This is a genomic window from Albidovulum salinarum (assembly GCF_025673475.1).
GTDB lineage: Bacteria > Pseudomonadota > Alphaproteobacteria > Rhodobacterales > Rhodobacteraceae > Albidovulum > Albidovulum salinarum.
Genome location: NZ_JAOVQO010000001.1, coordinates 382,444 through 407,365, shown reverse-complemented (window position 1 = coordinate 407,365; position 24,922 = coordinate 382,444). Strand labels below are relative to the sequence as shown.

The 24,922-nt window shown below is 61.6% G+C and carries 20 protein-coding genes and 2 pseudogenes; 2 read left to right on the top strand and 20 right to left on the bottom strand.

Features of this window, described 5'->3' with window-relative positions; all coding sequences use genetic code 11:
* From OEZ60_RS01960 to OEZ60_RS01920, 9 genes are all read right to left on the bottom strand, one after another.
* Positions 1-708 carry an IS6 family transposase gene (locus OEZ60_RS01960; RefSeq protein ID WP_263332671.1) on the bottom strand — a complete coding sequence of 236 codons (708 nt, stop codon included), beginning with the start codon at positions 706-708 and terminating at the stop codon, positions 1-3.
* A gap of 81 nt (positions 709-789) precedes the next feature.
* Positions 790-1,614 carry an alpha/beta fold hydrolase gene (locus tag OEZ60_RS01955; protein ID WP_263332669.1) on the bottom strand — a complete coding sequence of 275 codons (825 nt, stop codon included), beginning with the start codon at positions 1,612-1,614 and terminating at the stop codon, positions 790-792.
* A gap of 48 nt (positions 1,615-1,662) precedes the next feature.
* Positions 1,663-3,387 carry a PHA/PHB synthase family protein gene (locus OEZ60_RS01950; RefSeq protein WP_263332667.1) on the bottom strand — a complete coding sequence of 575 codons (1,725 nt, stop codon included), beginning with the start codon at positions 3,385-3,387 and terminating at the stop codon, positions 1,663-1,665.
* Positions 3,388-3,412: 25 nt separating this feature from the next.
* Positions 3,413-4,564 (bottom strand): acyl-CoA dehydrogenase family protein, encoded by a 1,152-nt coding sequence (locus OEZ60_RS01945; RefSeq protein WP_263332664.1) that lies wholly within the window; start codon positions 4,562-4,564, stop codon positions 3,413-3,415.
* A 119-nt stretch (positions 4,565-4,683) separates the two neighbouring features.
* A complete protein-coding gene (lpdA, locus tag OEZ60_RS01940; protein ID WP_263332662.1) occupies positions 4,684-6,129 on the bottom strand; it encodes a dihydrolipoyl dehydrogenase in 1,446 nt (481 codons plus the stop codon).
* Between the two features lie 2 nt (positions 6,130-6,131).
* The gene (locus OEZ60_RS01935; protein ID WP_263332724.1) at positions 6,132-7,793 is read right to left on the bottom strand and encodes a 2-oxo acid dehydrogenase subunit E2; all 1,662 of its coding nucleotides are present in this window, start codon (positions 7,791-7,793) and stop codon (positions 6,132-6,134) included.
* A 15-nt stretch (positions 7,794-7,808) separates the two neighbouring features.
* Positions 7,809-8,822 carry an alpha-ketoacid dehydrogenase subunit beta gene (locus OEZ60_RS01930; protein WP_263332660.1) on the bottom strand — a complete coding sequence of 338 codons (1,014 nt, stop codon included), beginning with the start codon at positions 8,820-8,822 and terminating at the stop codon, positions 7,809-7,811.
* 2 nt (positions 8,823-8,824) lie between these two features.
* The gene (locus OEZ60_RS01925; protein ID WP_263332658.1) at positions 8,825-10,057 is read right to left on the bottom strand and encodes a 3-methyl-2-oxobutanoate dehydrogenase (2-methylpropanoyl-transferring) subunit alpha; all 1,233 of its coding nucleotides are present in this window, start codon (positions 10,055-10,057) and stop codon (positions 8,825-8,827) included.
* Positions 10,058-10,507: 450 nt separating this feature from the next.
* A complete protein-coding gene (locus OEZ60_RS01920; RefSeq protein WP_263332656.1) occupies positions 10,508-10,978 on the bottom strand; it encodes an Lrp/AsnC family transcriptional regulator in 471 nt (156 codons plus the stop codon).
* A gap of 194 nt (positions 10,979-11,172) precedes the next feature.
* Here OEZ60_RS01920 and OEZ60_RS01915 point away from each other — a divergent pair, with 194 nt between their 5' ends.
* Complete coding sequence (locus OEZ60_RS01915; protein WP_263332654.1) at positions 11,173-12,237, top strand: Glu/Leu/Phe/Val family dehydrogenase; 1,065 nt, start codon at positions 11,173-11,175, stop codon at positions 12,235-12,237.
* Positions 12,238-12,380: 143 nt separating this feature from the next.
* Here OEZ60_RS01915 and OEZ60_RS01910 read toward each other — a convergent pair whose 3' ends face one another.
* Entirely contained in the window at positions 12,381-13,088 is a 708-nt protein-coding gene (locus OEZ60_RS01910) for an IS6 family transposase (RefSeq protein ID WP_263332652.1), read from the bottom strand.
* Between the two features lie 64 nt (positions 13,089-13,152).
* Between OEZ60_RS01910 and OEZ60_RS01905 the strand changes: the two genes are divergently transcribed.
* Positions 13,153-14,166, top strand: coding sequence for an AAA family ATPase (locus tag OEZ60_RS01905; RefSeq protein WP_263332650.1), 1,014 nt, complete (start codon positions 13,153-13,155; stop codon positions 14,164-14,166).
* Between the two features lie 310 nt (positions 14,167-14,476).
* Here the strand turns inward: OEZ60_RS01905 and OEZ60_RS01900 are convergent, their stop codons facing one another.
* The 10 genes and pseudogenes from OEZ60_RS01900 to OEZ60_RS01855 form a co-directional block, all read right to left on the bottom strand.
* Positions 14,477-15,181 carry an IS6 family transposase gene (locus OEZ60_RS01900; protein ID WP_263332648.1) on the bottom strand — a complete coding sequence of 235 codons (705 nt, stop codon included), beginning with the start codon at positions 15,179-15,181 and terminating at the stop codon, positions 14,477-14,479.
* Between the two features lie 177 nt (positions 15,182-15,358).
* Complete coding sequence (locus OEZ60_RS01895; protein ID WP_263332646.1) at positions 15,359-16,258, bottom strand: hypothetical protein; 900 nt, start codon at positions 16,256-16,258, stop codon at positions 15,359-15,361.
* Positions 16,259-16,722: 464 nt separating this feature from the next.
* Positions 16,723-16,974 (bottom strand): annotated as a pseudogene (locus OEZ60_RS22330) (IS6 family transposase); the annotation flags it as partial.
* Between the two features lie 70 nt (positions 16,975-17,044).
* A complete protein-coding gene (locus OEZ60_RS01885; RefSeq protein ID WP_263332642.1) occupies positions 17,045-18,319 on the bottom strand; it encodes a carbohydrate porin in 1,275 nt (424 codons plus the stop codon).
* Positions 18,320-18,390: 71 nt separating this feature from the next.
* Positions 18,391-18,492, bottom strand: a pseudogene (locus OEZ60_RS01880) (IS6 family transposase); the annotation flags it as partial.
* A gap of 354 nt (positions 18,493-18,846) precedes the next feature.
* A complete protein-coding gene (locus OEZ60_RS01875) occupies positions 18,847-19,503 on the bottom strand; it encodes a DUF3299 domain-containing protein (protein WP_242500673.1) in 657 nt (218 codons plus the stop codon).
* Positions 19,504-19,523: 20 nt separating this feature from the next.
* Positions 19,524-20,900 (bottom strand): ABC transporter permease, encoded by a 1,377-nt coding sequence (locus OEZ60_RS01870; protein ID WP_242500674.1) that lies wholly within the window; start codon positions 20,898-20,900, stop codon positions 19,524-19,526.
* Positions 20,900-21,586, bottom strand: a complete 687-nt coding sequence (locus tag OEZ60_RS01865; protein WP_129635681.1) for an ABC transporter ATP-binding protein — start codon at positions 21,584-21,586, stop codon at positions 20,900-20,902. Before OEZ60_RS01865 ends, OEZ60_RS01870 begins: the two co-directional genes overlap by 1 nt.
* Before the next feature lie 198 nt (positions 21,587-21,784).
* A complete protein-coding gene (locus OEZ60_RS01860) occupies positions 21,785-23,419 on the bottom strand; it encodes a M81 family metallopeptidase (RefSeq protein ID WP_263332634.1) in 1,635 nt (544 codons plus the stop codon).
* 73 nt (positions 23,420-23,492) lie between these two features.
* Positions 23,493-24,839 carry a metal-dependent hydrolase family protein gene (locus OEZ60_RS01855; RefSeq protein WP_263332632.1) on the bottom strand — a complete coding sequence of 449 codons (1,347 nt, stop codon included), beginning with the start codon at positions 24,837-24,839 and terminating at the stop codon, positions 23,493-23,495.
* Positions 24,840-24,922 lie beyond the last annotated feature (83 nt).

Here is a 24,922-nt window from a genome sequence, read left to right as displayed (position 1 = left end):
TTATGACGCGCCGAGGCCGCGCCACTCGGCGAGAGCGGCGGCGCGGTTCTTCTTGAAATTTACCCTCGAGTAGAAGCTGCGCTCCAAGTTGAAATGGTTGAAGACGGAGGCGTGGACGGCGGCGAACATCTGCAGACTTCGCATCCGCCGAAACCGCTGCATCGCCCGTTCTCGTCGTCGGAACGGCAGGTGCGAATTCTCCGCCCGATTGTTGAGCCAGCGACCAGTTACCTGGCGGCCGGCCGCACCGACCTCCTTCAATGCGGCGCTATAGGAGCGCAGCTTGTCGGTGACGAAAATGTGCGGGCGACCGTAGCGCTTCATTGATTTATTGAGGAATTTCAATGCCGCCTTCTTGTCCCGCGTCTTCGTCACGAAGCTCTCGAGAACCTCGCCCTCATGATCGACGGCCCGCCAGAGGTAGTGCCGCTCGCTGTTGATCTTCACGAACATCTCGTCGAGATGCCATTGCCACTGCGGCCCAGAACGCAAGCACTCGGCACGTTTCTTGCGGATCTCGGCGGCGAACATCGCGCCGAAACGCTGCCACCAGAACCGCACCGACTCATGGCTTATCTCGATCCCGCGCTCGTGAAGCAGGTCCTCGACGTTCCGAAGCGACAGCGGGAACCGGACATAGAGCATCACTGCAAGGCGGATGATCTCGGGGCTGGTCTTGAACCAACTGAACGGGCTGGGTTTGGTCATGGCCGGACGCTAGCCGCCGCCTTATCACATCTCAAGCCAAGTTTCCCTGACAGGACCGTCTGCCAGCATCGATCGTTCAATTCAGTCATCTAAAAATCCCGCAAGCAATGCCCCGACTTCGGCGCGGCGTGAATACATCACAAGATGACCCGCATCAAAGACCCGGAGCCTCGCGTTCGGCAGCAGCGCGGTGAGCAGCATCTGATTGGTGATCGGGATCAACAAGTCCAGTGCCCCTCCGATGATCTGGGTGGGCGTCTTCAGATCGCCAAGCCAGGACACACTGCTCCAGGAGCACAGGGCCTGAACCTGAGCTGCATAGCCCTTATAAGTCGGGCGGATCGCATGCATGGTGTATTCTCGGAAGAGCGCTGGTTGCAGGATTGCCTCGCCGCCATACATGAAGGGGCCGATGAAATTTCCGTAGGCCTTGTTCGCATAGCGCAAGGGAAACATGATCTCGAAAAGTGCTACAGGCGAGCCCCACCAACTGACGATCCCTCCCGCCGAGGTGATGGCCAAGACCAGCTTGCGCACGCGGTCCGGCTGGTCTCGGGTGATCTGCTGCGCCACCGCGCCGCCCCAGGAAATGCCCGTCACGTCGAATTGCCCGACGCCGAGTTGATCCAGGACCTCGCCCAACATGGCGGCATGCTGTGGGATCGTGGTCACATCGCACGGAACGTCCGACCGGCCTACCCCGGCCGCATCGAACGCGATGATCGGCCGGTCAGGAAGCTCATGCAGCAGCGGGTAGAGAATTTCGACGGACTGCCCGAGACCATTGCAGATCACCAATGGCACGCCCGGCCGATCCAGATCCCGGGTATAGACCCGCAAAGCAACGCCGCCGGCAGAAAGCATCCGAAACCGGCCGTTTTCGGTGGCATTGGGCGTATGCGGCACGTACTACCTCTTCAAAAGCCCGGATCTCGCCGTTGGGCGGCCGGAAACTCAACCGTCCTGCGGCACTTCTTCCAGCACATATGCCCCCGGCGCCGCAGCTCGTTCGGGATCTTTCGGGTTGCCCGGGGCGCTGCGTTCGTCGGCCCCGCTGGTCCTGTCCAGCCACCCGAGCCAATGCGGCCACCAGCTGCCTTCGGTGCGCTCGGCCGAGGCGCGCCATGCCTCTGCCGGGCCCGATCGGTCACCGCCCGCCAGAAAGTGGCGCCGACTCCCCGCCGGATGGTTGATGACGGTACCGGAGACATGGCCGCCGGAGGTCAGCACGAACTCGGTTACGTTCGGCAGGAGTTTTGTGGACGAGTACGACGTCGTCCAAGGTACGATATGGTCGCCCGTTGCCGCCACGAAACAGCAGGGAACGTCGATTTTGCCGCAATCGACCGGCTGGCCCAGCAGGGTCAGTGCGCCGGGCTCCTTCAACCTGTTGGCGTGATACATTTCCTCGACGAAGAAGGAATACCACTTCGCGGGCAGGTTCGAGGTGTCGGCGTTCCAGTAGAGGATATCGGAGGGCGGAGGGTTCTGTCCCTTGAGGTAGTTGTTCACGACAAAGCCCCAGATGCTCTCGTTCACATGCAGCATCGCCATGGCCCGCGCGATATCCCGTCCCGGGGCCACCTTGGCCGCGCCAAGCCGCTGCTTGTAGGCCGCGATCTGGGGCTGGTCGATGAACACCTTGACTTCGCCGGGGTCGCTGAAATCCAGCAACGAGGACAGGAACGTGGCCGAGCCCACCAGGGATTTCTGCGCCGTCGGCATCACCGCCAGAGCCGCAAGCAGCAACGTGCCGCCATTGCACCAGGACAGAAGGTCGAGCTTCTCCGCCTTCGCGATGTCGGCGGTGGCGTCCATGGCGCTCATTACGCCCCGGGTGATGTAATCGTTCCAGTCGTAGTCCCGGGTCTCGGGGCCGGCATTGCGCCAGGAGATGATGAAGACGGAATTGCCCTTCTCGAGCAGATACCGGATCATCGATTTCTTTTCGTTGATGTCGAAGATGTAGAACTTGTTCACGCAGGGCGGCACGATCAGGATCGGGACCGCGCGCACCTTCGGCGTTACGGGCGTGTACTGGATCAGCTCGATCAGCTCATTGCGATAGACTACCGCACCGGGCGTCGTGGCCAGGTTCTCGCCGACTCTGAATGCGGTTTCGTCGGTGGTGGTGATGTAGCCCTTCTCAAGGTCCGCAAGCATGTTCCGGAACCCGTCGACCAGGCTCTTGCCGCCGGTTTCCCTGGCCAGCTTGAGCACTTCGGGATTGGTCATGACAAAATTGGACGGCGAGAGATTGTCGGCGGTGACACGGGCGTAGAAGCTCAGCTTGCGTTGTTCATGCGCGGGCAGGCCAGCTTTGTCCGCAAGATCCACCATGGCCTTGGACGCCAGTTCGTAGGACTGGCGCATGAGCGGAAAGATACCTTCGTTCCAGGCCTCGTCGCCGAACCGGCGATCCCTGCTCGGTTCGACATGCGCCTGCTTGCCCTGCAGACCGGATAGCCAGAGGTTCGTCATCTCGGATTGGTAGGACGACCATGTCCTGACCCATTCCCCCCAGGCCTCGGCGTTCGGCGCCGCCATCGCCTGCGCCGCCTTCGCCCAGCCATCGGCCAAATCGGACAGTTGCGACGGCTCCATCCCGGCGAAGAGCGGATGCGATCTGGTGGCCGCGAGCATCATCTCCGACAGCTTTTTCATGACATCCTGGTCCATCGCTCTCTCCTTTGTTCTTCCATGATCACCTGCGCCCGCGGTCCACCAGCAACTGCCGCGACACGATCAGATGCATGATTTCATTGGTGCCTTCGAGGATCTGGTGCACCCGCAAGTCGCGCACGATCTTCTCGATCCCGTAATCGGCGAGATAGCCGTAACCGCCATGCAGCTGGAGCGCGTCATTGGCTACCTCAAAGGCCGCGTCGGTCACGAATGTCTTGGCCATGGCGCAGAACTTCGTCGCGTCATGGGCCCTAGTGTCGAGCTTCCACGCCGCCTGCCGCAGGAAAATCCGCGCCGCCTGCAGCTTGATCTCCATGGCTGCCAGGCGGAACTGAAGCGCCTGAAACTGGTCGATCGTCTTGCCGAATGCCTTGCGCTCTCCGGTATAGTCCAGCGCCGCCTTCAGGGCTGCCTGCGCGCCGCCGAGCGCGGAGGCGGCGATGTTGAGCCGCCCGCCGTCAAGACCGGCCATGGCATAGGTAAAGCCGCGGCCTTCCTCGCCCACGAGGTTTTCCGCAGGGACTTCGCACGCGTCGAACTGCACCTGTGCCGTCGGCTGGGCCTTCCAGCCCATCTTGCGTTCCAGCCCGCCAAAGGACAGGCCCTTGGCGCCGTCCTCGACGAGCACCGCCGATATCCCGCGCGGGCCATCTTCGCCGGTGCGCACCATGGTCAGGTACACGTCGGAATAGCTGCCGCCCGAGATGAAGGCCTTGGTGCCATTCAGCTTGTAGCCCCCATTGGTCCGCTCGGCGCGGGTGCGGAGTGCCGCCGCATCCGAGCCGGAACCGGGTTCGGTCAGGCAGTAGGAGAACAGCTTCTCCATGCTGCAGAGTTGCGGGAGCCACTTCTGCTTGGTGTCTTCCGAGCCGAACTTGTCGATCATGCCGCCGCACATGTTGTGAATCGACAGGAGCGACGCGACGGCGGGGCAGGCCATCGACAGCGCCTCGAAAACCAGCGTGGCATCCAGCCGCGACAGGCCGGACCCGCCATATTCTTCCGAGACATAGATACCGCCCAGTCCCAGTTCGGCGACCCGCGGCCAGAGGTCCTTCGGGATGGTTCCCTGATCTTCCCACTGCAGGGCGAATGGCGCGATATGGTCCTGACCGAAAGCAAATGCCATCTCGAAGATGGCGCTCTGTTCCTCTGTTAACGCGAAATCCATGAGTTCAGCCTTTGTGTCAATTCGGGCATCGCGGCTATAAGCCGGGCAAGAAGACCGGGTTCCGCGGCCTGAAAGGTTGGTGTCGCACCGACCGGCGCGTTGATCGTGATGCTCCGGTCTCAGATGTGGATGGCATGTCCCAATGCTTTCAGCGCCGCTTCCTGGAAGCCTTCGCTCTGGGTTGGATGGGCATGGATGGTGCCCGCAATGTCTTCGAGACGAGCCCCCATTTCGATGGCGAGCGCAAAGACCGCCGCGAGCTCGGACACCCCTCCGCCGGTTGCCTGAACACCGAGGATCACATGATCGCTGGCCCTGGCGACCACGCGGATAAAGCCGCTGTCGTTTTCCATCGTCATGGCGCGACCGTTGGCGGTGAAGGGAAACTTGCCGATCTCGATATCGCGGTTCAGAACCAGTTCTTCTTCGGGGGTGAAACCCGGCGTGACGATGTCATGTCCGAGTTCCCTCGCCTCGTCCGGCGACAGGCCCGCGGTCACGATCTCGGGATCCGTGAAGCACACCGCCGGGATACATTGCTTGTCCCAGGCCTGCGGGCCGCCGGCGACGATCTCGGCCGTCATTTCCCCCTGCGCGATCGCGCGATGCGCCAGCATCGGTTCGCCCGTAACGTCGCCGATGGCATAGACATCGCGCATCGACGTCTGGCAACGGTCATCGATCTCGATGAACTGGCCGTTCATTTTCAGCGCCAGTTCGTCCAGCCCGCAATCATGAGTCCGCGCCTTGCGTCCGACGGCAACGAGAACCTTGTCGAACGGCAGTTCGGTGCTGTCGCCACCTTCCAGCGTGACTCGCAGCGCGTCCTTCCTGGCGTTCAGCCCCTCGGCCTTCGTGTTCAGCATCACGGTGATGCCGAGCGCCTTCAGACGGTCGGCAACGGGCTTGGTCAGTTCCGTGTCGTATTGCGGCAGGATGCGCGAGGTGAACTCCACCACGGTGACCTCCGCCCCCAGCTTGGACATCGCGGTGCCGATCTCGAGACCGATATAGCCACCGCCCACAACGACGAGCCTTTTCGGCACCGATGTCAGCGCCAGGGCCTCCGTGGAAGAGATCACATCGCCCCCGAACGGCAGGGACGGAATCTCAAACGGCACCGAGCCCGTTGCAATGACGATTTTTTCGGCGCGAATGAGCTGTTCGCCCATATCCGTCTTAACGATCACCGATTTGCCATCCCGGAAACGGGCATGGCCGATGATCGCCCGCACCCCGGCCCGTTTCAGCAAGGCAGTGACACCGCCGTTCAGCCGGGCGACGATGCCGTCCTTCCAGGCGACGGTTTTCTCCAGTTCGATCTTCGGCTTCTGAACGGAGATCCCGAGATTGTTGTCGCGGGTGAATTTCACCGCATGCGAAAACTCATCGGCCGCATGGATCAGCGCCTTGGAGGGGATGCAGCCGACGTTCAGGCAGGTGCCCCCATGGGCCTTGGCCTCGACGATGATCGTGTCCACGCCCAGCTGCCCCGCCCGAATGGCACAGACATAGCCGCCCGGGCCGGAGCCGATCACCAGCAACTTGCAGTTAAGTTCTTCCATGATCAGTCCTCCAGCATCAGCAGCGCAGGCGTTTCGAGAAGTGTCTTGAGTTTCTGGACAAAGACCGCCGCGTCCCAACCGTCGATGACGCGGTGGTCAAAGCTGCAGGAGATGTTCATCTTCTGGCGGGGCACGAATCCCTTGCCGTCCCAATGCGGACGCACCGCAATCTTGTTGATGCCGACGATGGCCACTTCCGGGTAGTTGATAATCGGCGTGGTGGCCAAGGCCCCAAGCGCCCCGAGCGACGTGATCGTGATGGTCGATCCGCTCAGGTCGTCCGCCTTGACCTTGCCGTCGCGGGCCGCGCTGGCCAGACGGCCAAGTTCGGCCGCACTCTCCCACAAGGACATCGCCTCGCAATGACGCACGACCGGAACGATCAGCCCACCCGGCGTCTGGGTCGCAATGCCGACATGCACCGCTTCAAACTTACGAAACATGCCGGCGTCATCTTCGAAATGCGCGTTGATGTTGGGTTGCGCGGCGACCGCATCCACGATCGCGCGGATCACGAAGGGCAGGATGGTCAGCTTGCCCTTGGTTTCGGCCCTAGCCCGGTTCAACTGGCCGCGCAGCGCTTCAAGCTCGGTGACATCGACCTCTTCGACGATGGTGATGTGGGGGATGCGGGACTTCGACAGCGCCATGCGCTCTGCGATCTTGCGGCGCAGGCCGATCACCCTTTCCTCGGTTTCACCGCTCCGCTGCGGACGTTTGGCGACGCTTGCAGCGACCTGCCCGCCGGTCTGGTGGAAATGGGTCAGATCCTCATGGGTGATCCGCCCGGCCGGACCGCTGCCCATGACCCGACGCAGGTCGACGCCAAGCTCCCGCGCGCGCTTGCGCACGGATGGCGTCGTCAAGGGTCTTTCGCCTTCGGCGCGGCGTTGTGCGCCGGCTGGAGCGGTTGCCGCCTTCGGCGCCGGCCTAGGCGCCGAGGCCTCCGGTCTCGGCTTGGGCACGGGTTTTGACGGGATCGACGGAGCCGGCGCGGCGGCCGTGGCAGGCGCGGTCGAAGCCAGTCTCTTCGCGACATCCTCGACCGTCGTGTTTCCCGCGCCGTCCACTTCGAGCAGGATCAGCGTGCTGCCGATGGCCAGCGTGTCTCCAACGCTGCCGCCGAAATAAAGCACCTTGCCCGACGCATTGGACGGGATCTCGACCGCGGCCTTTTCGGTCATCACCTCGGCGATGATGTCGTCTTCCTTGATCTGAGCCCCGACCGAGACGCTCCAGCCCGTCAGCTCGGCCTCGGCAATGCCCTCGCCGACATCAGGGACCTTGATCTCAAAAAGCCCCTTGCCGTCTGCCACCTTCAAGTCGAACCTGGGCGCTGGGGGCGCCTCCGTAGGTCTTGCGGCGGCCGGGGCAGGCGCTTTGACGGCGGATGCCGCATCCGACGCGGCGGCCTCATCGGGGCTTGTGTTACCCTCGCCCTCGACTTCCAGCCGGATCAGATCGGCCCCGATGGCCATGGTGTCACCGGCCGCGCCGCCCAGCCAGACGACCCTGCCCGACACGGCCGAAGGGATCTCGACGGCGGCCTTGTCGGTCATCACCTCGGCCAGAGGATCGTCTTCCTTGACGACATCCCCGACCGCGACATGCCAGGCGCTGAGTTCTGCCTCTGCGATGCCTTCGCCGACATCGGGCAGCTTCATGGTGTAGAGCCCCATTTACGCCTCCATCAGTTTTAGCATGTTGCGCCCCACCCGGTCGGGCCCTGGAAAATAGGCCCATTCCTGCGCATGCGGATAGGGCGTGTCCCAACCCGCCACCCGCAGCACGGGCGCTTCGAGGTGATAGAAACATTCCGCCTGGATCTGCGCGGCAAGCTCGGCACCGAAACCCGAGGTTAGTGTCGCCTCGTGCAGGACCAGGCAGCGCCCGGTTTTCTGGACCGAGGCCATCACCGTTTCGGTGTCGAGCGGGATCAGTGTGCGCAGGTCGATGACTTCGGCGTCGATGCCCGTTTCCTCAGCCGCCGCGATCGCCACATGGACCATGGTGCCGTAAGTGACGATGCTCAACTCCTGGCCCGCGCGAACCACGGCAGCCTTGCCAAGCGGCACCTCGTAATAGCCGGGATCGACCTCGCCCAGCGGGTGGGTTTTCCAGGGCCGGACAGGACGGTCATGGTGGCCATCGAACGGGCCATTGTAGAGCCGCTTCGGTTCGAGAAAGATCACCGGGTCGGGATCGGCTATCGCTGCCAGCAAAAGCCCCTTGGCATCCTGCGGGTTCGACGGGATGACGGTCTTGAGCCCGGCGACATGGGTAAAGAGCGCCTCGGGGCTCTGGCTGTGGGTCTGTCCGCCCCAGATGCCGCCACCCGTCGGCATGCGCACGACGATCGGGCAGGTGAACTCTCCGCCCGATCGGTAGCGCAGGCGTGCCGCCTCGGAAACGATCTGGTCATAGGCGGGGTACATGTAGTCGGCGAACTGCACCTCGACGACGGGTTTGAGCCCGTATGCCGCCATGCCGATTCCGGCACCGACAATCCCCAGCTCGCTGATCGGCGCGTCGAAACAACGCGAGCTGCCGTACTTTTGTTGTAGCCCCGCGGTGCAGCGGAACACGCCGCCGAAATAACCGACATCCTCGCCAAAAACGACAACATTCTCGTCACGCGCCATGGCCAGGTCATGGGCGTTCTGGATCGCCGCGATCATCGTCATCTGAGTCATGATCAATACCCCACTTCGTGGCGTTGCCGGACCAAATGCGGTGGCATCTCGGCGTAGACGTCTTCGAACATGTCGCGGGGCGACGGCACATGGCCCGAGTTAAGCGTGCCGATGGCCTCGGCGCGCTTCTGGCACTCGATCACCCTGTCGGTGATCTCGGCCTCGGCCTGCTTGTGGCGTTCCTCCGTCCAGACGCCTTTCCCGATCAGGTATTTCTTGACCCGGTCGATGGGATCGCCCAGCGGCCATGCCTCGCTCTCGGATTTCGGGCGATAAGCGCTGGGGTCATCCGACGTGGAATGCCCGCCGGCGCGATACGTGACGTGCTCGATCAACGTCGGCCCGAGATTGCGCCGTGCCCGCTCGACCGCCCATTTCGCCACCGCATGCACCGCGAGATAGTCGTTGCCGTCGACCCGCAGCGACGGGATGCCAAAGCCGTGACCGCGGGAGGCGAACGTGTGGGCGCCGCCGCGGGCGATCCCTTGAAATGTGGATATGGCCCACTGGTTGTTGACGACGTTCAGAACCACCGGCGCGGTGTAGGTGGACGCAAAGACTAGGGCGGCGTGGAAATCGTTCTCGGAGGTCGATCCGTCGCCGATCCAGGACGCCGCGATCTTGGTATCGCCCTTGATGGCCGAAGCCATGCTCCAGCCGACCGCCTGGATATACTGGGTCGCAAGATTGCCCGAGATGGTGAAGTAGCCGTGCTCCTTGGACGAATACATGACCGGCAGCTGACGCCCGTGAAGCGGGTCCGCTTCGTTGGAAAACACCTGGCACATCATGGTTTCCATCGGATAGCCCGATGCGATCAGCAAACCGGCCTGCCGATAGGTGGGAAAGTTCATGTCCCCCTTCTGCAGGGCCCGCTGAAACGCGCAGCTGATTGCCTCTTCGCCGAGGTGCTGCATGTAGAACGAGGTCTTGCCCTGGCGCTGCGCCGTCATCATGCGGTTGTCATAGATGCGAAGGGTCATCATGTCCCGCAGGCCCTGGGCGATCTCGTCATCGGTGAGACTGCCGGCCCAATCGCCTTGCGCCGCACCCTCGTCGTCCATCACGCGGATGATGGTGAAGGCCAGATCCCGCATCGCTTCGGCTTGTTCGTCGACCGCCGGCCGCCGCACGGTCCCCGCCGCGGGAATCTCGATGCCGGAAAAGTCCGGCGTGTCGCCGGGTCTGCATTCAGGCTGTGGAACCTTCAGCGAAAGCGGGGGCGTATCAGTCATGACGTCCTCGATCTGAGTGGGATTGCGGGAACAACGGCCTCACCAACTAAGTTGCAGTTGCGAACGGGCGGATGCGTGGAGCCCGGCCCGAGTTCGGGATGCCCGCGTCCGACCGCATTGACCGCGGCGAAAAAGCTGCCCGGTCCGGCGATGCCAATGCCGGTGGTTCGGTGGCCCGGCCTCCTGGCACCGCGAACCTGTGATTGCGGGCGAACGACGTTTCGCGCCGGTATCCGCGTTCGCCGTGCAAACAGTAAGCCATCGTCCCCCTGCCTTCCAGCTGCGCACCGCGTGCTGCCTCGGCTGCAACATCATGGAGACGTATTATCCGTTTCGGCATCAAATTTCTGCCCGTTCTTCGAAGGCAACCGCCGAGAACGCGCGCAGATATTTTGCCTGGCGAGCAAAAACTAAAATATTCGTTCGATCGTCTTTTGCCGGCAATCAGCACTACAACATGTCGGGCACGAATCCGGTCTCGTTCTTGAAGCATTTCAGAGAAAAGGATGACCGGGAGTTGCGCACACCCTTGATGCGGTACAGTTTCTTGTTGAGGAAGTTCTCGTATCCCCGCGTCCCGTCGACGGCGACCTTGATGAAGCAGTCGTATTCGCCGGAGGTCAGGTGCACTTCCAGCACCTCGGGTATCTTGCTGAGTTCTTCACAGAGCTCGGCGATGCGCGTGACTTCATCGCGCGCCGCCGAAATCTCGACCAGGACGATATCGGAATAGCCGAGCAGGCGGTGGTTGATCACCGCGTTGTATCCTTCGATGTAGCCGTCGCGCTGCAGGCGCTGCACGCGCTGCCAGCATTGGCTGGTCGAGAGGGCAACGAGCTCCGACAGCTTCGTGTTCGGGATATTGCCTTCCCTCAGCAGGGTGCGAAGGATTCGGATATCTGTCGAGTCCAGAGGTTTCACGAATTTTCTTTCGTCATGTCGCGGTCTGGCGAAACCAGGTTTTGAATGTGCGCGATACTCTTTGTAAATTCCAACAGTCATTCTGGCAATGCGGAGGTAGAACAAGCGGCATCCGGTCGGAAGAGAAAGTCGCAACTTAGGCGCGCGGCAACACGGCTTTCACCGTTCCGTCCTTGCCACATGAGGGTCAACACATGAACCAGGTCGTCACCAAGCCGAATGTCGCCATCCGTGAACTCGAGCCCCGCGAGGGGTACGAAAGACTGGTCGAGGCGCGGGACGAGCAGACCGGGTTGCACGCCCTGGTGTCCATCCATTCGCTGCGCCGCGGGCCCGCGGCCGGCGGCTGCCGGATGTTCAACTACGCCAGGATCGAGGACGCAATCTACGATGTCGAGCGTCTGTCGCGGGGCATGACCTACAAGAACGCTGCGGCCGATCTGCCGCTCGGCGGCGGGAAATCGGTGATCATCGGCGATCCCAAGACGCAAAAGACGCCGGAACTGATGCGCGCCTTCGGTAAGTTGATCGAATGTCTGGCAGGTGATTACTACACCGCCGAGGATGTCGGCGTGTCTCCGCAGGACATGGCGTATGTGGCGGAAAGAACCTCCTATGTCGCGGGTCTTGAAGGCGGCGAGTTCGCCAGCGGCGATCCGTCGCCGGTCACCGCGCGCGGTGTGTTCCTGTGCCTGAAGCAGACCCTGAAACATCGCCTTGGCTCTGACGATCTGACCGGCAAGACGGTCGCAGTTCAGGGGCTTGGCCATGTCGGCATGAGCCTGGCAGGAATGCTGCACGCGGCCGGGGCCAAGCTGATCGTGAGCGACATCAACGATGCGGCCGTGCGCGCGGCGGAAGTCGATTTCGGTGCCATGGTTGTTTCGCCGGACGACATCTTGCGCCAGGACGTCGATGTCTTTGCCCCCTGCGCCATGGGCGGCGCGCTGAGCGCGGACGCGATCGCGGTGCTGAAGGCCCGCTTCGTGGTCGGTGCCGCGAACAACCAGCTTGCCGACGACACCTGCGGTCAACGGATGCAGGACGCCGGCATCCTTTACGCGCCCGACTATGTCGTCAATGGCGGTGGCATCGTGAACGTGGCGATGGAGATTTTGAAAGTTGCCGACCCGGCCTATCGCGAAAGCCGCATCGCGGGATTGGCGAAGACGCTGGAACAGGTCTTCGTCCGCGCTGACGAAACGGGCGAGCCCCCGCATTCTGTCGCGGACAAGCTGATCGAAAGCCGTTTGCGGTGACTGGCTGACGCGTCATAGCGGCAGGCGCGCCGCCGCCTGGGGCTCCGGGTTCGGATCGACAGCCCTTCCTCGCTTTAGAGCCGGTAGCTCGGTGCTGCCAGACGAATTCGAACCGGTATCCGAATGGCCAGTGAGCCTGCCCCTTATGCCGCGCCGAGTTGACGCCACTCGGCGAGAGCGGCGGCGCGGTTCTTCTTGAAATTTGCCCTCGAGGAGAAGCTGCGCTCCGAGTTGAAATGGTTGAAGACCGAGGCGTGGACGGCGGCGAACATCTGCAGATTTCGCATCCTCCGAAAGCGCTGCATTGCCCGTTCTCGTCGTCGGAACGGCAGGTGCGAATTCTCCGCCCGATTGTTGAGCCAGCGACCAGTTGCCTGGCGGTCGGCCGCACCGACCTCCTTCAATGCGGCGCTATAGGAGCGCAGCTTGTCGGTGACGATAATGTGCGGTCGACCGTAGCGCTTCATTGGTTTCTTGAGGAATTTCAATGCCGCCTTCTTGTCCCGCGTCTTGGTCACGAAGCTCTCGAGAACCTCGCCCTCACGATCGACGGCCCGCCAGAGGTAGTGCCGCTCGCCGTTGATCTTCACAAACATCTCGTCGAGATGCCATTGCCACTGCGGCCCAGAACGCAAGCACTCGGCACGTTTCTTGCGGATCTCGGCGTCGAACATCGGTCCGAAACGCTGCCACCAGAACCGGACCGATTCATGGCTGACGTCGATGCCACGCTCGTGCAGCAGGTCCTCGACGTTACGGAGCGAGAGCGGGAAGCGCACGTACATCATCACCGCCAAGCGGATGATCTCGCGGCTCGTCTTGAAGTATTTGAACGGGTCAGGTTTCGACATCAAGCGGCGCTAGTCGGCGCCCTGCCTCGCCGCAAGCCAGGTTCCTCTGACACCGCCCTCCGTCTTGTTCATCGACGAGGTCGATGCGGTCGGCTCCCGTAACGACGGCGACCGCCACGGGTCGAACTACCGCCGGCAGGTCATCAACGGCTTCCTGCAGCAGATGGACGCGATCTCCCAGCTCGAGGGGGTGATCGTCATCGCCGCCTGCAACTTCCCTGACGCCATCGACCCCGCCGTCCTGCGGCCGGGCCGGTTCGATCTTAAGATCGAGGTCCCGCTTCCCGATGCCGACGCCCTGGAGGGCATCCTGGCGTTACATCTGCGTGACAGATTTCCCGCAGCGGCGCTTGGGGACCTGGCCCGGGCCGCGGTCGGCAGCAGCGCCGCCGAGGTCGACGCGGCGATCCGCGCCGCCCGCGCCGAGGCACGGGCCGAGAATCGGGACTTGCGGCTCGAGGAGCTCGAAGCCCGGCTCGCGCCCGACGGACGCGGGCGCGGGACCCTGGAATGGCGCGTCGCGGTCCATGAATGCGGCCACGCGATCATCTGCGCTGCGCTTGGCCTCGGCACCGTCATGCGGCTCCTGGTTCGCCGCGATGGCGGCGAGATCCTTCGGAAACGCGGCCACAGCGAGACCCGGCTCGAGGATCTCGAGGCCGAGCTTGCCTACACGCTCGGCGGCCGCGCGGCGGAGCGGCTTGTCCTTTCAAGCCTCTCCGCCGGGGCCGGCGGTTCGGCCGACAGCGACCTCGCGATCGCCACGCGCCTCGCCGTCCACATCGACAGCCGCTACGGGCTCGGCGCCTGGGGGCCGATCCACCTGGGCGCCCCCGACGGCGCGCTCCTGCACGATCCCGCGACCCGCCAGTGCGTCCGCAACAGGATCGAGAACGCGGAACAGCAGGCGATGGCAATCCTCCGGGAAAACAGCTTCCTGCTGGGGCGGATGGCCCGGACCCTCACCGAAGAGCGGTTCCTGAGTGGCTTGGCGCTGGATGGGTGGCTCGGCCAAGTCCGCGTCGCAAGGCCCGAGTCCGGGGTGCCGCTCGATCCTTTGGCCGCGGAGCCGAGTTAATGAGGGAAGAGTGCGCGGGTGTGGACGCGGAGTTTCCCGAAAGAAACGGGCGCCGGACCGCAAAACTGAACGGTTCCGGGATGCGCTGGCGCAGGGCTTTGGCGTTGTCGCGACCATGTGAGATGCTCGCGCATGGGTGCCAGCGAGCTTTTTAAGATCACGCACACACCCGACGCGGGTGTACCGCGAAATGTACCTCGGATAGAAAGGAAGAAAATTTCATGTGCAAACCCAACAGCTTGGCCGAGTTCTGTGGCGGTGCTGGCAGACAAATTCGAACCAGTCTCAGCTAGGGCCGTGAAGCTGTCCCTTAGCCCGCGCAGAGACCGCGCCACTCGGCAAGAGCAGTGGCACGGTTGGCCTTGAAGAGGGGTCGGCTGGAGAGGCTGCGTTCCTGGTTGAAATGGTTGGTGACGGAGGCGTGGACGGAAGCGAACTTCTGAAGACTTCGCATCCGCCGGAACCGGAGCATGGCCCTCTCCCGTCGTCGGAATGGCAGGTGCGAGTTCTCCGCCCGGTTGTTCAGCCAGCGGCCCGTTTCCTGCCGGTCCTCGACACCGAGATCCTTCATCGCCGCGCCGTAGGACCGCAGCTTGTCCGTGACGTAGCGCGCGCATGGACCGTGCTTCTTCATTGCTTTCTTGAGGAACTTGAGCGCCGCCTTCTTGTCCCGTGTCTTGGTGACAAAGCTCTCCAGCACCTCTCCCTCGTGATCGACGGCGAGCCACAGGTAATGTCGCTCGCCGTTGATCTTCACGAAGATCTCGTCGAGGTGCCACCGCCAGTGGCTGGATTTCATGCCTTCGACACGGCGCTTCCGGATCTCGGACGCGAACAGCGGCCCGAAGCGATGCCACCAGAACCGTACCGTCTCGTGGCTGATCTCCACGCCGCGCTCATGCAGCAGGTCCTCGACGTTCCGGAGCGAAAGCGGGAAGCGGACGTACATCATCACCGCGAGGCGGATGATCTCGGGGCTCGTCTTGAACCACTTGAACGGGCTTTCTTTGGTCATGCCGAGAGGCTACCGAGCCCCCTGCCCCGCCTCAAGCCGGGTTTCTCTGACAGAGCCCTGGTTGATCAGATTCCCGCAGGGCGTTGTCAAAGGGACGGCGTGTCGGGAAGGTTGGAGTGTCTTCAGATCCACGGCTGCCTAGGCACTGGTTGCCGCCCAGTACAGAGCTGCGACAGTTCAGAAGGTGAACTTCGCTCCCAGAAACGGTCCGCTGAGCTCGAGTTCGTCGAACGGTCCGAACCGGTCAAGATCCCACGCCAAGTGTCTGTAACCGATCACCAGATCACCCCAGCCCATCCGGTAACCGGCAGAGGCAACCGCTTGCCAGGTCAGGTCGCTTTCCCCGGTGCCGATGTCTGCATAATAGGAGACATACCACCTCTCGCCGAAACCAGTGGTGCCGCGTAGACCGATCACGGCATCCCAGTTGGTCGCAACTGATTTTTCGCGAAGCGTCTGTCCGGCGATTGGGAAGCCGAATATTGCCTCGGTTGCATCCACTTCGACGGTGCCGTCGAACCACAGATAACGGATACCGCCCGCCGCATGCAGCTTTGTGCTCGATGTTTCGGCGATCTGGTACCCCGCTCCAAACGTCGTGGCGAAGGCCTTGAGGTCGATAGTGCCGCGCACCTCTGCGCTGAAGGGCCCCGATGTCGCAGTTGCACTGTTGGACTCGCCAATATCGATATAGAGCGCATCGGCGAACAGCGCCCAGTTCCCCCTCGTGGCGCCCAGAGTGGCCATCAAAGCGAATTTCAGGTTGCCAAGAATATCGTCGATCGAAAGGCTTACATCGCTTCCCGATGTCGTCTCTCCGCCAAGATCCGCACCCCAGAAGTAGGCTTCGGCGCTCCAGTCCCAGCCGCTCGACCCGGTGTCCTGGGCTGGAACGCATGTCGGCAGGAAAATCGCGGCACCAGACGTGATACACGCTAGTGAGACGAGGCATTTGAGGTTCATTTGCGATCTCGCAATTTGTGTGCCGATATTGATTTGTGCAGCACCAGGCTGCTGAAAGAAACCCGGTGCGGAGTTCTTCTCTAGACCTTTATCGGATCGCGCCTGGTAGCCCATACGTCGGTGGCGCGGTTCGAATGGCGGTGCAGGATCGATCGCGCTGCCACGACGCGTTCTTTGCGTGCTGGCAGACGAATTCGAACCAGTCCTCGCTAATCGGGTTGCATCTGTGAAGTGCTTCAGGCGGTTTGACCGCAGCGGCATCGGTGTCCCGGCCGGGTTCACTCTTCGCGCCGTGGTCGGCGCACCTGTCTGAACAGGGGCCGCCACAAGTTGGGACCAGAACAGGGTCGGCGCATCAATCTCAAAGGTAACGTGCTTTCCTTGGTGATCTTTGGAAGGAACAGCTGGTTCGACGATGTCACCGTGACCTGCGTCCTGGCAACAGCTGCGCCGACGATGCCAGCACGGCTCACCTGGAATTCCGTTCCATCGGTCCAGAGCCGGTGCAGGATCACCGCAAGGCGACGCGCTACCGCAATCTGTGCCCCCGGCGCATTTCCCGCCGCTAGGCGACCTGCATCGTCGAGATACCGCCTCCAGTGGCTGGACTTCATGCCCTCGATCCGGCGCTTACGGATTTCAAATGCGAAAATTGGACCAAAGCGATGCCACCAGAACCGGACGGTCTCGTGGCTGATCTCGACACTGCGCTCGTGCAGCAGGTCCTCCACGTTCCGGAGGGAAAGTGGGAACCGGGCGTACATCATCACCGCCAGGCGGATGATCTCGGGGCTGGTCTTGAACCACTTGAAAGGGCTGGGATTGGCCATTCGCTGAGGCAAGGCAGCGCCGTGCCCCGCCTCAAGCCAAGTTTCTCTGACAGAGCCGGACAATGCAGCATCAGAACACCGCGCGCACGCGAAGGCCGAGGACCAGGATTTCGTCCGTGTCCGGGTCATTGGCCGGGTTGGCGACATACTGCAGTTCCGGCGTGATCTGAAGGAAATCAGTGGCGTCGTATCGATAGAACGCCTCGATTGTGAACTGGTCTCGCGAACTTTCCGGGGCACGTCCCCAGTTCAGCCCGACCCCGGCAAGGTCCCTGCCATCGCGAGCGTCATACCCTGTTCCCAAGGTGACGCTCCGATCCATGGAGACGCCTCCGCCGTCGGCGTATCCCGCGCGGAAGAACGGCCGCCATGCTGCGATGCGGGTACTTGCGGCGAAAGAGACGCCATGGCCACCCTCGATCCCGTCGCTCGTCCGTTCGTCGATCTGCCAGAGGGTCAGCTGCACGGCATTGTCGAAGCGCTCGTCCCAATTCGGCGTCCAACCGACCGCGAAATGCTTGAAGGTCTCCCCGGTGTCGAAGAGCTCCTGCGCGCTGCCCACGGGATCGGAAGCGTCGCCGTTGGCGTTCCCGAAGCCGCCGAGCACCGCCCAATGGTCGTTCAACCGCCATTGCAAGGCCGCCCCAAGCCCCTGCCCTGGGCCGGCAAAGGTCTGCTGTTGCTCGAAGGCAAGGTTCGTGAAGCCTGTCCACGGACTTGCGAGGCTATTGACGTTTGTATAGTCGAAGACGTCAACCTGACCGAGGACAAAGCTTCCGCGGCCCCCTGCGAAACTCTGGCGCCAGTAGAAATTGGTCAACACCCAGCCTGCATCGCCAAAAGTCGAGGAGAAGAGCCCGGCGTATCCCAGAGAGGGTCCCAACGCCTGTGTCGAGATGTTGTCGCCGATGGCGGAGCGGTTCTCGATCTTGAATACCAGCGCCCCGTTGTTTGGCGTTCCTCGCCCCGTGGCCGTCCAGGTGCCGTATAGGCGAAAGACGCCGCTTGCAGCATCGGACGGGGTGCGATCGGAGTCCGTGCCGAGATACTGAGCCTGAAAGTCGAAACCGAATGACAGGCCGGTCCGGTCCTCGAGCTGCTGCTTCCAAGCGCTGTAGCCCTCCAACCGACCGGCGCCTTGACGTTCGGCCGTTGAAGCCAGGGTCCCCGGGACGCTGTTTGGGGTCGTGAAGCCATCCCCGACAAGATCCTGTGCCGAAGCGGCGCAAGCGGAAGATATGAATAGGAATAGCGCAAAGCAAAGGGACGCTGATTTGCCGCCCGTCCTCATAGAAAGCGTGTAAGGCACGCTCAAGCCAGGTGACTCCTGGTTGAAATGCGCCATTCCTTCCCCCTTCTTGCCTTCGAGGAACCGAGCTCGGCCCACGCCCCTCGCGGAACTGGCCTGCATTCGAGGCCAAGTCTGTCCCCCCAAATGCGGACCCTCTCTTGGCTAATGTCGACGCCGCGTTTGTGCAGGAGGTCCTCGACATTCCGGAGGTACAGCCGGAAGCGCACTTATATCTTCTCCGCCACAACAGCGGGCAAATAGGGGAAGTACCAGAAAACTGGCCCAGTTACCGGGGCTTGCGATGCCGGAGTAAATGTTGAGACGGGTTTGTAGACTGGCTGGCGGAAGGCATAGGCCTGACGCCCAACGCTCTCCCACTCTTAAGCTATTGATTTTATGTAATTTAGAAGGCTCCCTCTCAGACAGCGGGTGTTTTGGACGAACTCGTCTGGCACCGCATGATGCTTTCTTGGGAGGGCAGCTTCCGACCCATCTCAATCCGAGGTCTCGTGGATGCGACGCTTTCGCCTCCACGTGTAGTCCGCCATACCGAGATACCGATCGGTCCCATCCATCGGCGTTCATCCGCCGTACACCTCGACCAGCACCGGCTGCATCGTATAGCTGACAGAAACCGGGGCCTGTCCGTCGACATATCCGACGTCCTGAACCGAACTCTGAGCCACCATGGTTCCGGTGATCCAAACGGGGGTGAAGAGTCCATTGACCTCTATCCCCTCCGGATAAACGACATGGACGATCTGGTTGGCGGGCGGCGGAGGGGTGTGGATGCAGGCCCCGACCGTCGGCACGAGAAGGAACTCGACGGCCTTGCGGTCCTTGAATTGCAGGGGCAGCACATATCCGGGCAGGCGCACACTCGTGCCGACGAGGTCCTCGTTCACCGCCGAGGCCGCGGCTTCACGCTTCTCCATGATCGCCAGACGCGCGGCGAACAACCCGTCGACATTGAGGCCGTCCTTGGCCAGTTGTTCGCGTAACGCTTGCGCCTTGCTGCTTGCCTCGGCGTCATCGCTCCGCTCGGCCTGGGCCTCAAACCGCAGGATCTGACGGAGGCTGTCCATCTGGTCGTCGGTGAGGGTCTCGAACGGGTTCTCGATCACGGCGGCTGGGGGCGCGAGCGTATCCCAGGAGATCTCCTGAGGGTCAGCCGCCTGCGCCAGCCCCGGAGGAACGGCAAGCGAGAGCATCAAGACGAGACGGGCGAACATGGTCATGGAGAAATCCCCTTGATTTGTCATAGCCGAACCGACAGCCCGTCGGCCAGCGTCATGCGATAGACCCGGACTGCCGGGACAAGCGAGGCGAGAAGCCCTGCGCAGAAGATGACGAAAAGGGTGACCAGTTCGCGCGCCCCGAAGACATTCAATCCCAATCGCAGACCGAAGCGGGCAGAAAGGATCGGGTCGGTCACAAACGTGGCCACCGTAAGCAGAACAAGGCCCAGCATCAGCCCCGCGGCTGTGAGAATGGCGGCTTCGGTCACAATCAGGCCGAAGATGCGTGCCGGTGTCGCGCCGACAGACCGCAGGATCGCGAATTCACGGCGGCGGGTGTCGAGGGTTGCAGAGAGCATGACCACCATGCCGATCATTCCTGCCAAAGCCACGGCCCACGCCATCAGTCGCATCGCGCGCTCCGCTGTCCCGGTGATCCCCCAGAGCTCGGCCAGAGCGACCGCCGGGAGGACGGCGCTCAGGGCGTCGGTGGGGCGTTCGTTGACGGCCCGCTGCAGACCGAGGACATTCGTCCGATCTATCAGCCCAACGTAGACGGCATTGATCCGGTCCGGTTCGTGACCGTGTCCGACCTCCGTGCCTTCGTATTCGCCATGATCTTCGTGGTCTTCATGCGCCTCATAGTCGCCATGCGCGTCACGGGCGTCGTGCGCGTCATGGTCGTCGTGCGCGTCATCCTCACCATGACCGTTGGCGGGCGTGGCGGTCGAGTCCAGGGGGTCGGACAGCGGCGCGTCTTCCTGCGCATGAAGGGTGTCGAAGCCTTCGAGCGTAACGAAGACCATCCGATCAACTGCGGTACCGGTCGGCGCGAGCACGCCCGAGATGGTGAAGGGCGCGTCGTCGTGCAGGTCGAACGAGACCTCGCCGGAGCCATGGGCGTTGACGATCACCGCACCGGGGGCATAACCGAACCGCGCCGCGACCTCAGCCCCGATCACGGCGGCATCCGCCCCATCGCCGGTAAAGAACGTGCCAGCCGCCAGAGAGAGCGGCTGACCGCCGGAGTGCCGGAAGTGCTCGAAATACGAAGCATCTGTCCCGATCACCGGATAGCCGCGATGATTGTCGCCCATCTGGATCGGGACTGCCCAGGCCACCTCGGGCCGATCTTCCAACCACTCGAAGCTCTCCCATGTCATGCCTGTTCCGGTGCCGCCAACGCCGAAAACGGTGGCCATCAGGATCTGAACGGAATTGCCGCGCGGCGCCACGATCAGGTCGATCCCAGACGCGGAGTTGGCAAAGCTGTCGCGCGCGCCGTCCCTCAGCCGCTCGACACCGAGGATCAGCGCGACGCTGAGGCTGATGGCCAGCACGGTCAGACCGGCGACGAACTGGCGGTTCCACAGGCTGCGCAGGCTGAACCCCAGCATCAGGCGGCGCTCCGGTTCAGGGTGAGGAAGTCGACACCGCGGTCGAAATGACGCTCCAGGCTGCGGTCGTGACTGACAAAGAGCAGAGCGGCGCCCGCTTCGGCGCATTCCCGCGCCAGCAGGTCGACGAAGGCCGCCTTGGCCGCCTCATCGAGTGCCGAGGTCGGCTCGTCCGCCAGGATCAGGTCCGGCTTGCCGATCAACGCACGCGCGGCGGCAACCCGCTGTTGTTGCCCGACACTGAGCTCGTGGGCCTGCTTCGATGCCAGCGCAGGATCGGACAGACCCAATTCGTCAAGCAGACGCCGGGCCGTTCCCGCGGGATCGTCGCCGGCACGCGCGCGGCGACGCTGCGAGAATGTGCAGGGAAGAAGGACGTTCTCGAGCGCGCTCAGCCATGGAACGAGATTGAACACCTGAAAGATCATGCCGATGTGATCCACCCGGAACCGGTCCCGCGCACCCCCATTTACCGCGCCTACATCCTTGTCAGCGACCAGGATTGCCCCCGGTGAAACATCCACCACGCCTCCGATAGCCGAGAGCAGTGTGGATTTTCCGCTGCCGCTGGGGCCAAACAAGAAAACCCGCTCCCCCTGAGCAAGCGACAGGTTTGGTATGCGCAGCGTCGAATTCTCAGAGCCTGGCCAATTGAAAATCAGGTTTTGGACGAGCAACGCCCTCATTCGATACACTCAACCCGGCTACCTTGACACACCCCGCTTGGTCCAATGGGCCAAAACCCGACAACATGTATGAAGCAGCTAGAGCCAAGGGTAGAAGCCCCATTAAGACAGGTCATCTCCGCCTTAAGTTGATCAACAACGCCGGCTCGAAGCATTATGAAACAGTATCCTTTGGCAGCGTGTATTTGTAGATTCTCACTAATTCGCAACGGTAAACGTTGTGCTCTTGTCGAGAGGGTAGATGGGCTCCGTCAACTGCGTGTGCTCAAAAAGAGCAATGTCGCGACTGGTGGCTCCGGGAACATCAACGATCAGCACCTTGTCAGTGAAATTTTCATAGAACGCTCGGAAGTGATTCCCGCTTTTGACACCTATGACGTCATATTCCTGGATGGCGATGCCATGTGGCCTCGCTTGTGAATCGTCATAGGCCTGGACCAGGCCGGATATGACGATGACATCCACCGTATCCGCGATGACCAGCCTAACTGAGGGACCAAACGTGTAAGGGATACCGTAAGCGGTCCCCCCGCGAACGAACTCGTAGCCATCCGAAATTGACTTCACATAGGCCTTGGTTTTAATTGGTTCGCCTGCAATTGGCTCAAACTTGCCCCCGAGGTTCACATCGATTGTCGCTCCGACACCGGCAGCGACTGCGGCCTGTGCGGTTTCCGGATCGTGTATGGAAATGAAGGCGACTTTACCCAAGCCTTCTGTTTCCAAAAGGGCCCGCAGCAGGTGCGTCCCCGAGCCCCCCGCCCCACCACCGGGTTTATCCGCAGCGTCCCCAATCACAATCGGGGTATGATCGATGATATCGCCCTTCGTCGGCTGTTTGCGTTCGTAGCGGCCGTCTCTGTCGAGCATGGCCAGTACACTGTTCATGGTTGTGTCCAAATCATTCAGTGTATAAAAGGCCTCTTCCCTGTGATCCCATATCCACTGCGACAGTTCGTCCACCAGTTCTTGCGCCAGCTGAGCGTTCTTTTCGGTGGTGACCATCGGGTACACGCCGCAAAAATCGGTGTCCTGGTATGGGAAACCATGCATGACAGAGCAATTGAGAACACCGGGACGGTTTTCGATCTCAATACACTTTTCTTTGAGCTGATTTCCGAAAATGCCTTCCTCTTCGGTGTTACTGAGCGGCATCATCAGCGGCACCTTGCGATAGGCCGGGGTGGTATCCGACTCTCCTGCCAGGATCGCAGCGGCACGATACATTGCATCACGTGCAGCTTCATTCATATCCAGATGAGGATATTTTTTGCAGGCACTGAAGAAATTCATATTGTCCTTCATTTTGTCCGTGATCTTGCCATGCAGGTCGCCGGACCAGACGATCATCGTGTCCTTTCCCACAAGTTCTCGGACGGATTCCGCCAGATCTCCTTCAAGATCGGGCGTTTTATCGACAACACCTGCACCGTGTAGAGCGAGGTAAACGATGTCCAATGGCATCTGTGCTTTAAGCGTGTCGAGCATTTCTTTCTTCGCATCACTCCAGAATTGCGCATTCACCAGACCAAAGCTCGAATCTGGTCCGTATATTAGCCCCGGGAGCAAATCCCAGCCGTTTTCCTCGCACACATCTACTGCGCCGCCCAAGGCTGTTCCTCTGAGCGCCTTGATTTCATCACCCCGAAAAATACGCATGTTGTCCAGCGTGGTTTCGCCCATGCCTTCGGTGAGATAAGTGTTGGTTTCATGGAAGAAACCGACACAACAGACACGCAATTTTCCACTTTCTCCCGGTGAGCCAAGTAAAGGTGACGATATTGCAGTAACACCTGCAGAGACAGCCAATGTATTGAATGTTCTACGTTTCATGTATCGTCTCGTTCCCCCAGAATCCTCAAAAAGATGCTGCAGGCATTCTAGATAAACGCCTGTAGCAAAAAGTTCACTCAAGCGTGTTCTTGTAGATTACGCCGTCTTTCATGATGATTCTCAAGTTATCGACGTTGGTGACCGCCTTGAGGTCTTCAAGCGGGTTGCCATCGACCAGCAGAAGGTCAGCGTAACCGCCCACTGCAACCGTGCCAAGAGTGCCTTCCTGATAGGGGTTGCGCATATCGCCGCTCAGCTCGAACAACTCGCCCGCAGTGCTTGTCGCCATGCGCAGGATCTCAACAGGCTCGAACCACGGCAGCAAACGCTCCATCTGCTGCGTTTGTTTGGCGAGCTCTTCTTCGGGAAGGAAGAACAGGTCGGTCCCGTATGTCACCTTCAAATCGGGGAAATTCTTGATGGCTTTGTAGACCCGTTCTGTACCCTGACATACCAGCGCAAGCTTGGAGTTCGAGAAATCATCCAACTGTGGCTCTCTGCAGACTGTGAAGGGCTGGGTACTTAGGAAAACACCTTCGTCGGACATCCGCTGCAAGGTTGCATCATCCAGCAACTGGCCGTGCCCAACGTCCTTGATCCCCGCGTCAATCGCCCGGTTGATGGCGGAAGGGTGATACCCGTGAACGGTGACATAGGTGCCCCAATCGCCAGACGTATCCACGGCCGCCTTGATTTCATCAAAGGTGAATTGATTGCCCAGAAGAGGGTCCGCAGGGGACGCGTATCCGCCGCCGATCGCCAGTTTGATATGGGATGCGCCGTTTTTCAGGTTTTCGCGCACTGCTGCGAGCACCTGATCCACGCCATCCACATTATAGGCATGGCCCTGCCTTTCCCAATCGGGCGTCGTGCCGCCGAATTGAACATGGGGCTGGTTGCCGAACCGGAAGTCGAAATGCCCGGCTGTCTGGCCGATCAAGGCCCCAGGGGTATAAATCCTCGGGCCGGGAATAAGGCCTTCGTCAATGGCGGCCTTCAGACCGAAGACATTGCCGCCCATATCGCGAACACTTGTGATGCCACGCATCAACATGCCTTCGGCGTCCACAGTCGCGCGGATGTAGCCATAGGAAGCGTGACCCGTCAGCATTCGCATCTGAGAGATAGAGGAATAGGCCAGATGGGTATGTGTGTCGGACAGGCCCGGCATCAGCGTGCGACCGCCTCCGTCGATCACTGTGCCACCCGCAATCGCCAACGGTTCGGTCGACACTGCGGTGATAAGGTTGTCCGTCACCACGACGTTGGCATTCATGATCAAAGCTTCGTTCACGCCGTCAAAGACGTTGACGTTCGTGAACAGGATCGGCCCGGAGGCGTCTTGGGCGCCCGCCGGCAGGGCGACGCTGAAAGCGACGGCAAGCGCCGCGGTCAAGGTCTTCGGGTTTGGTTTCCGCATTGGACGTCTCCCGTTGTCGATGCAGCGCGTTCGATGGAGAGTTCGATCTGCGCTGTGCTGGATCGCCCCTCCACCGAATCCGT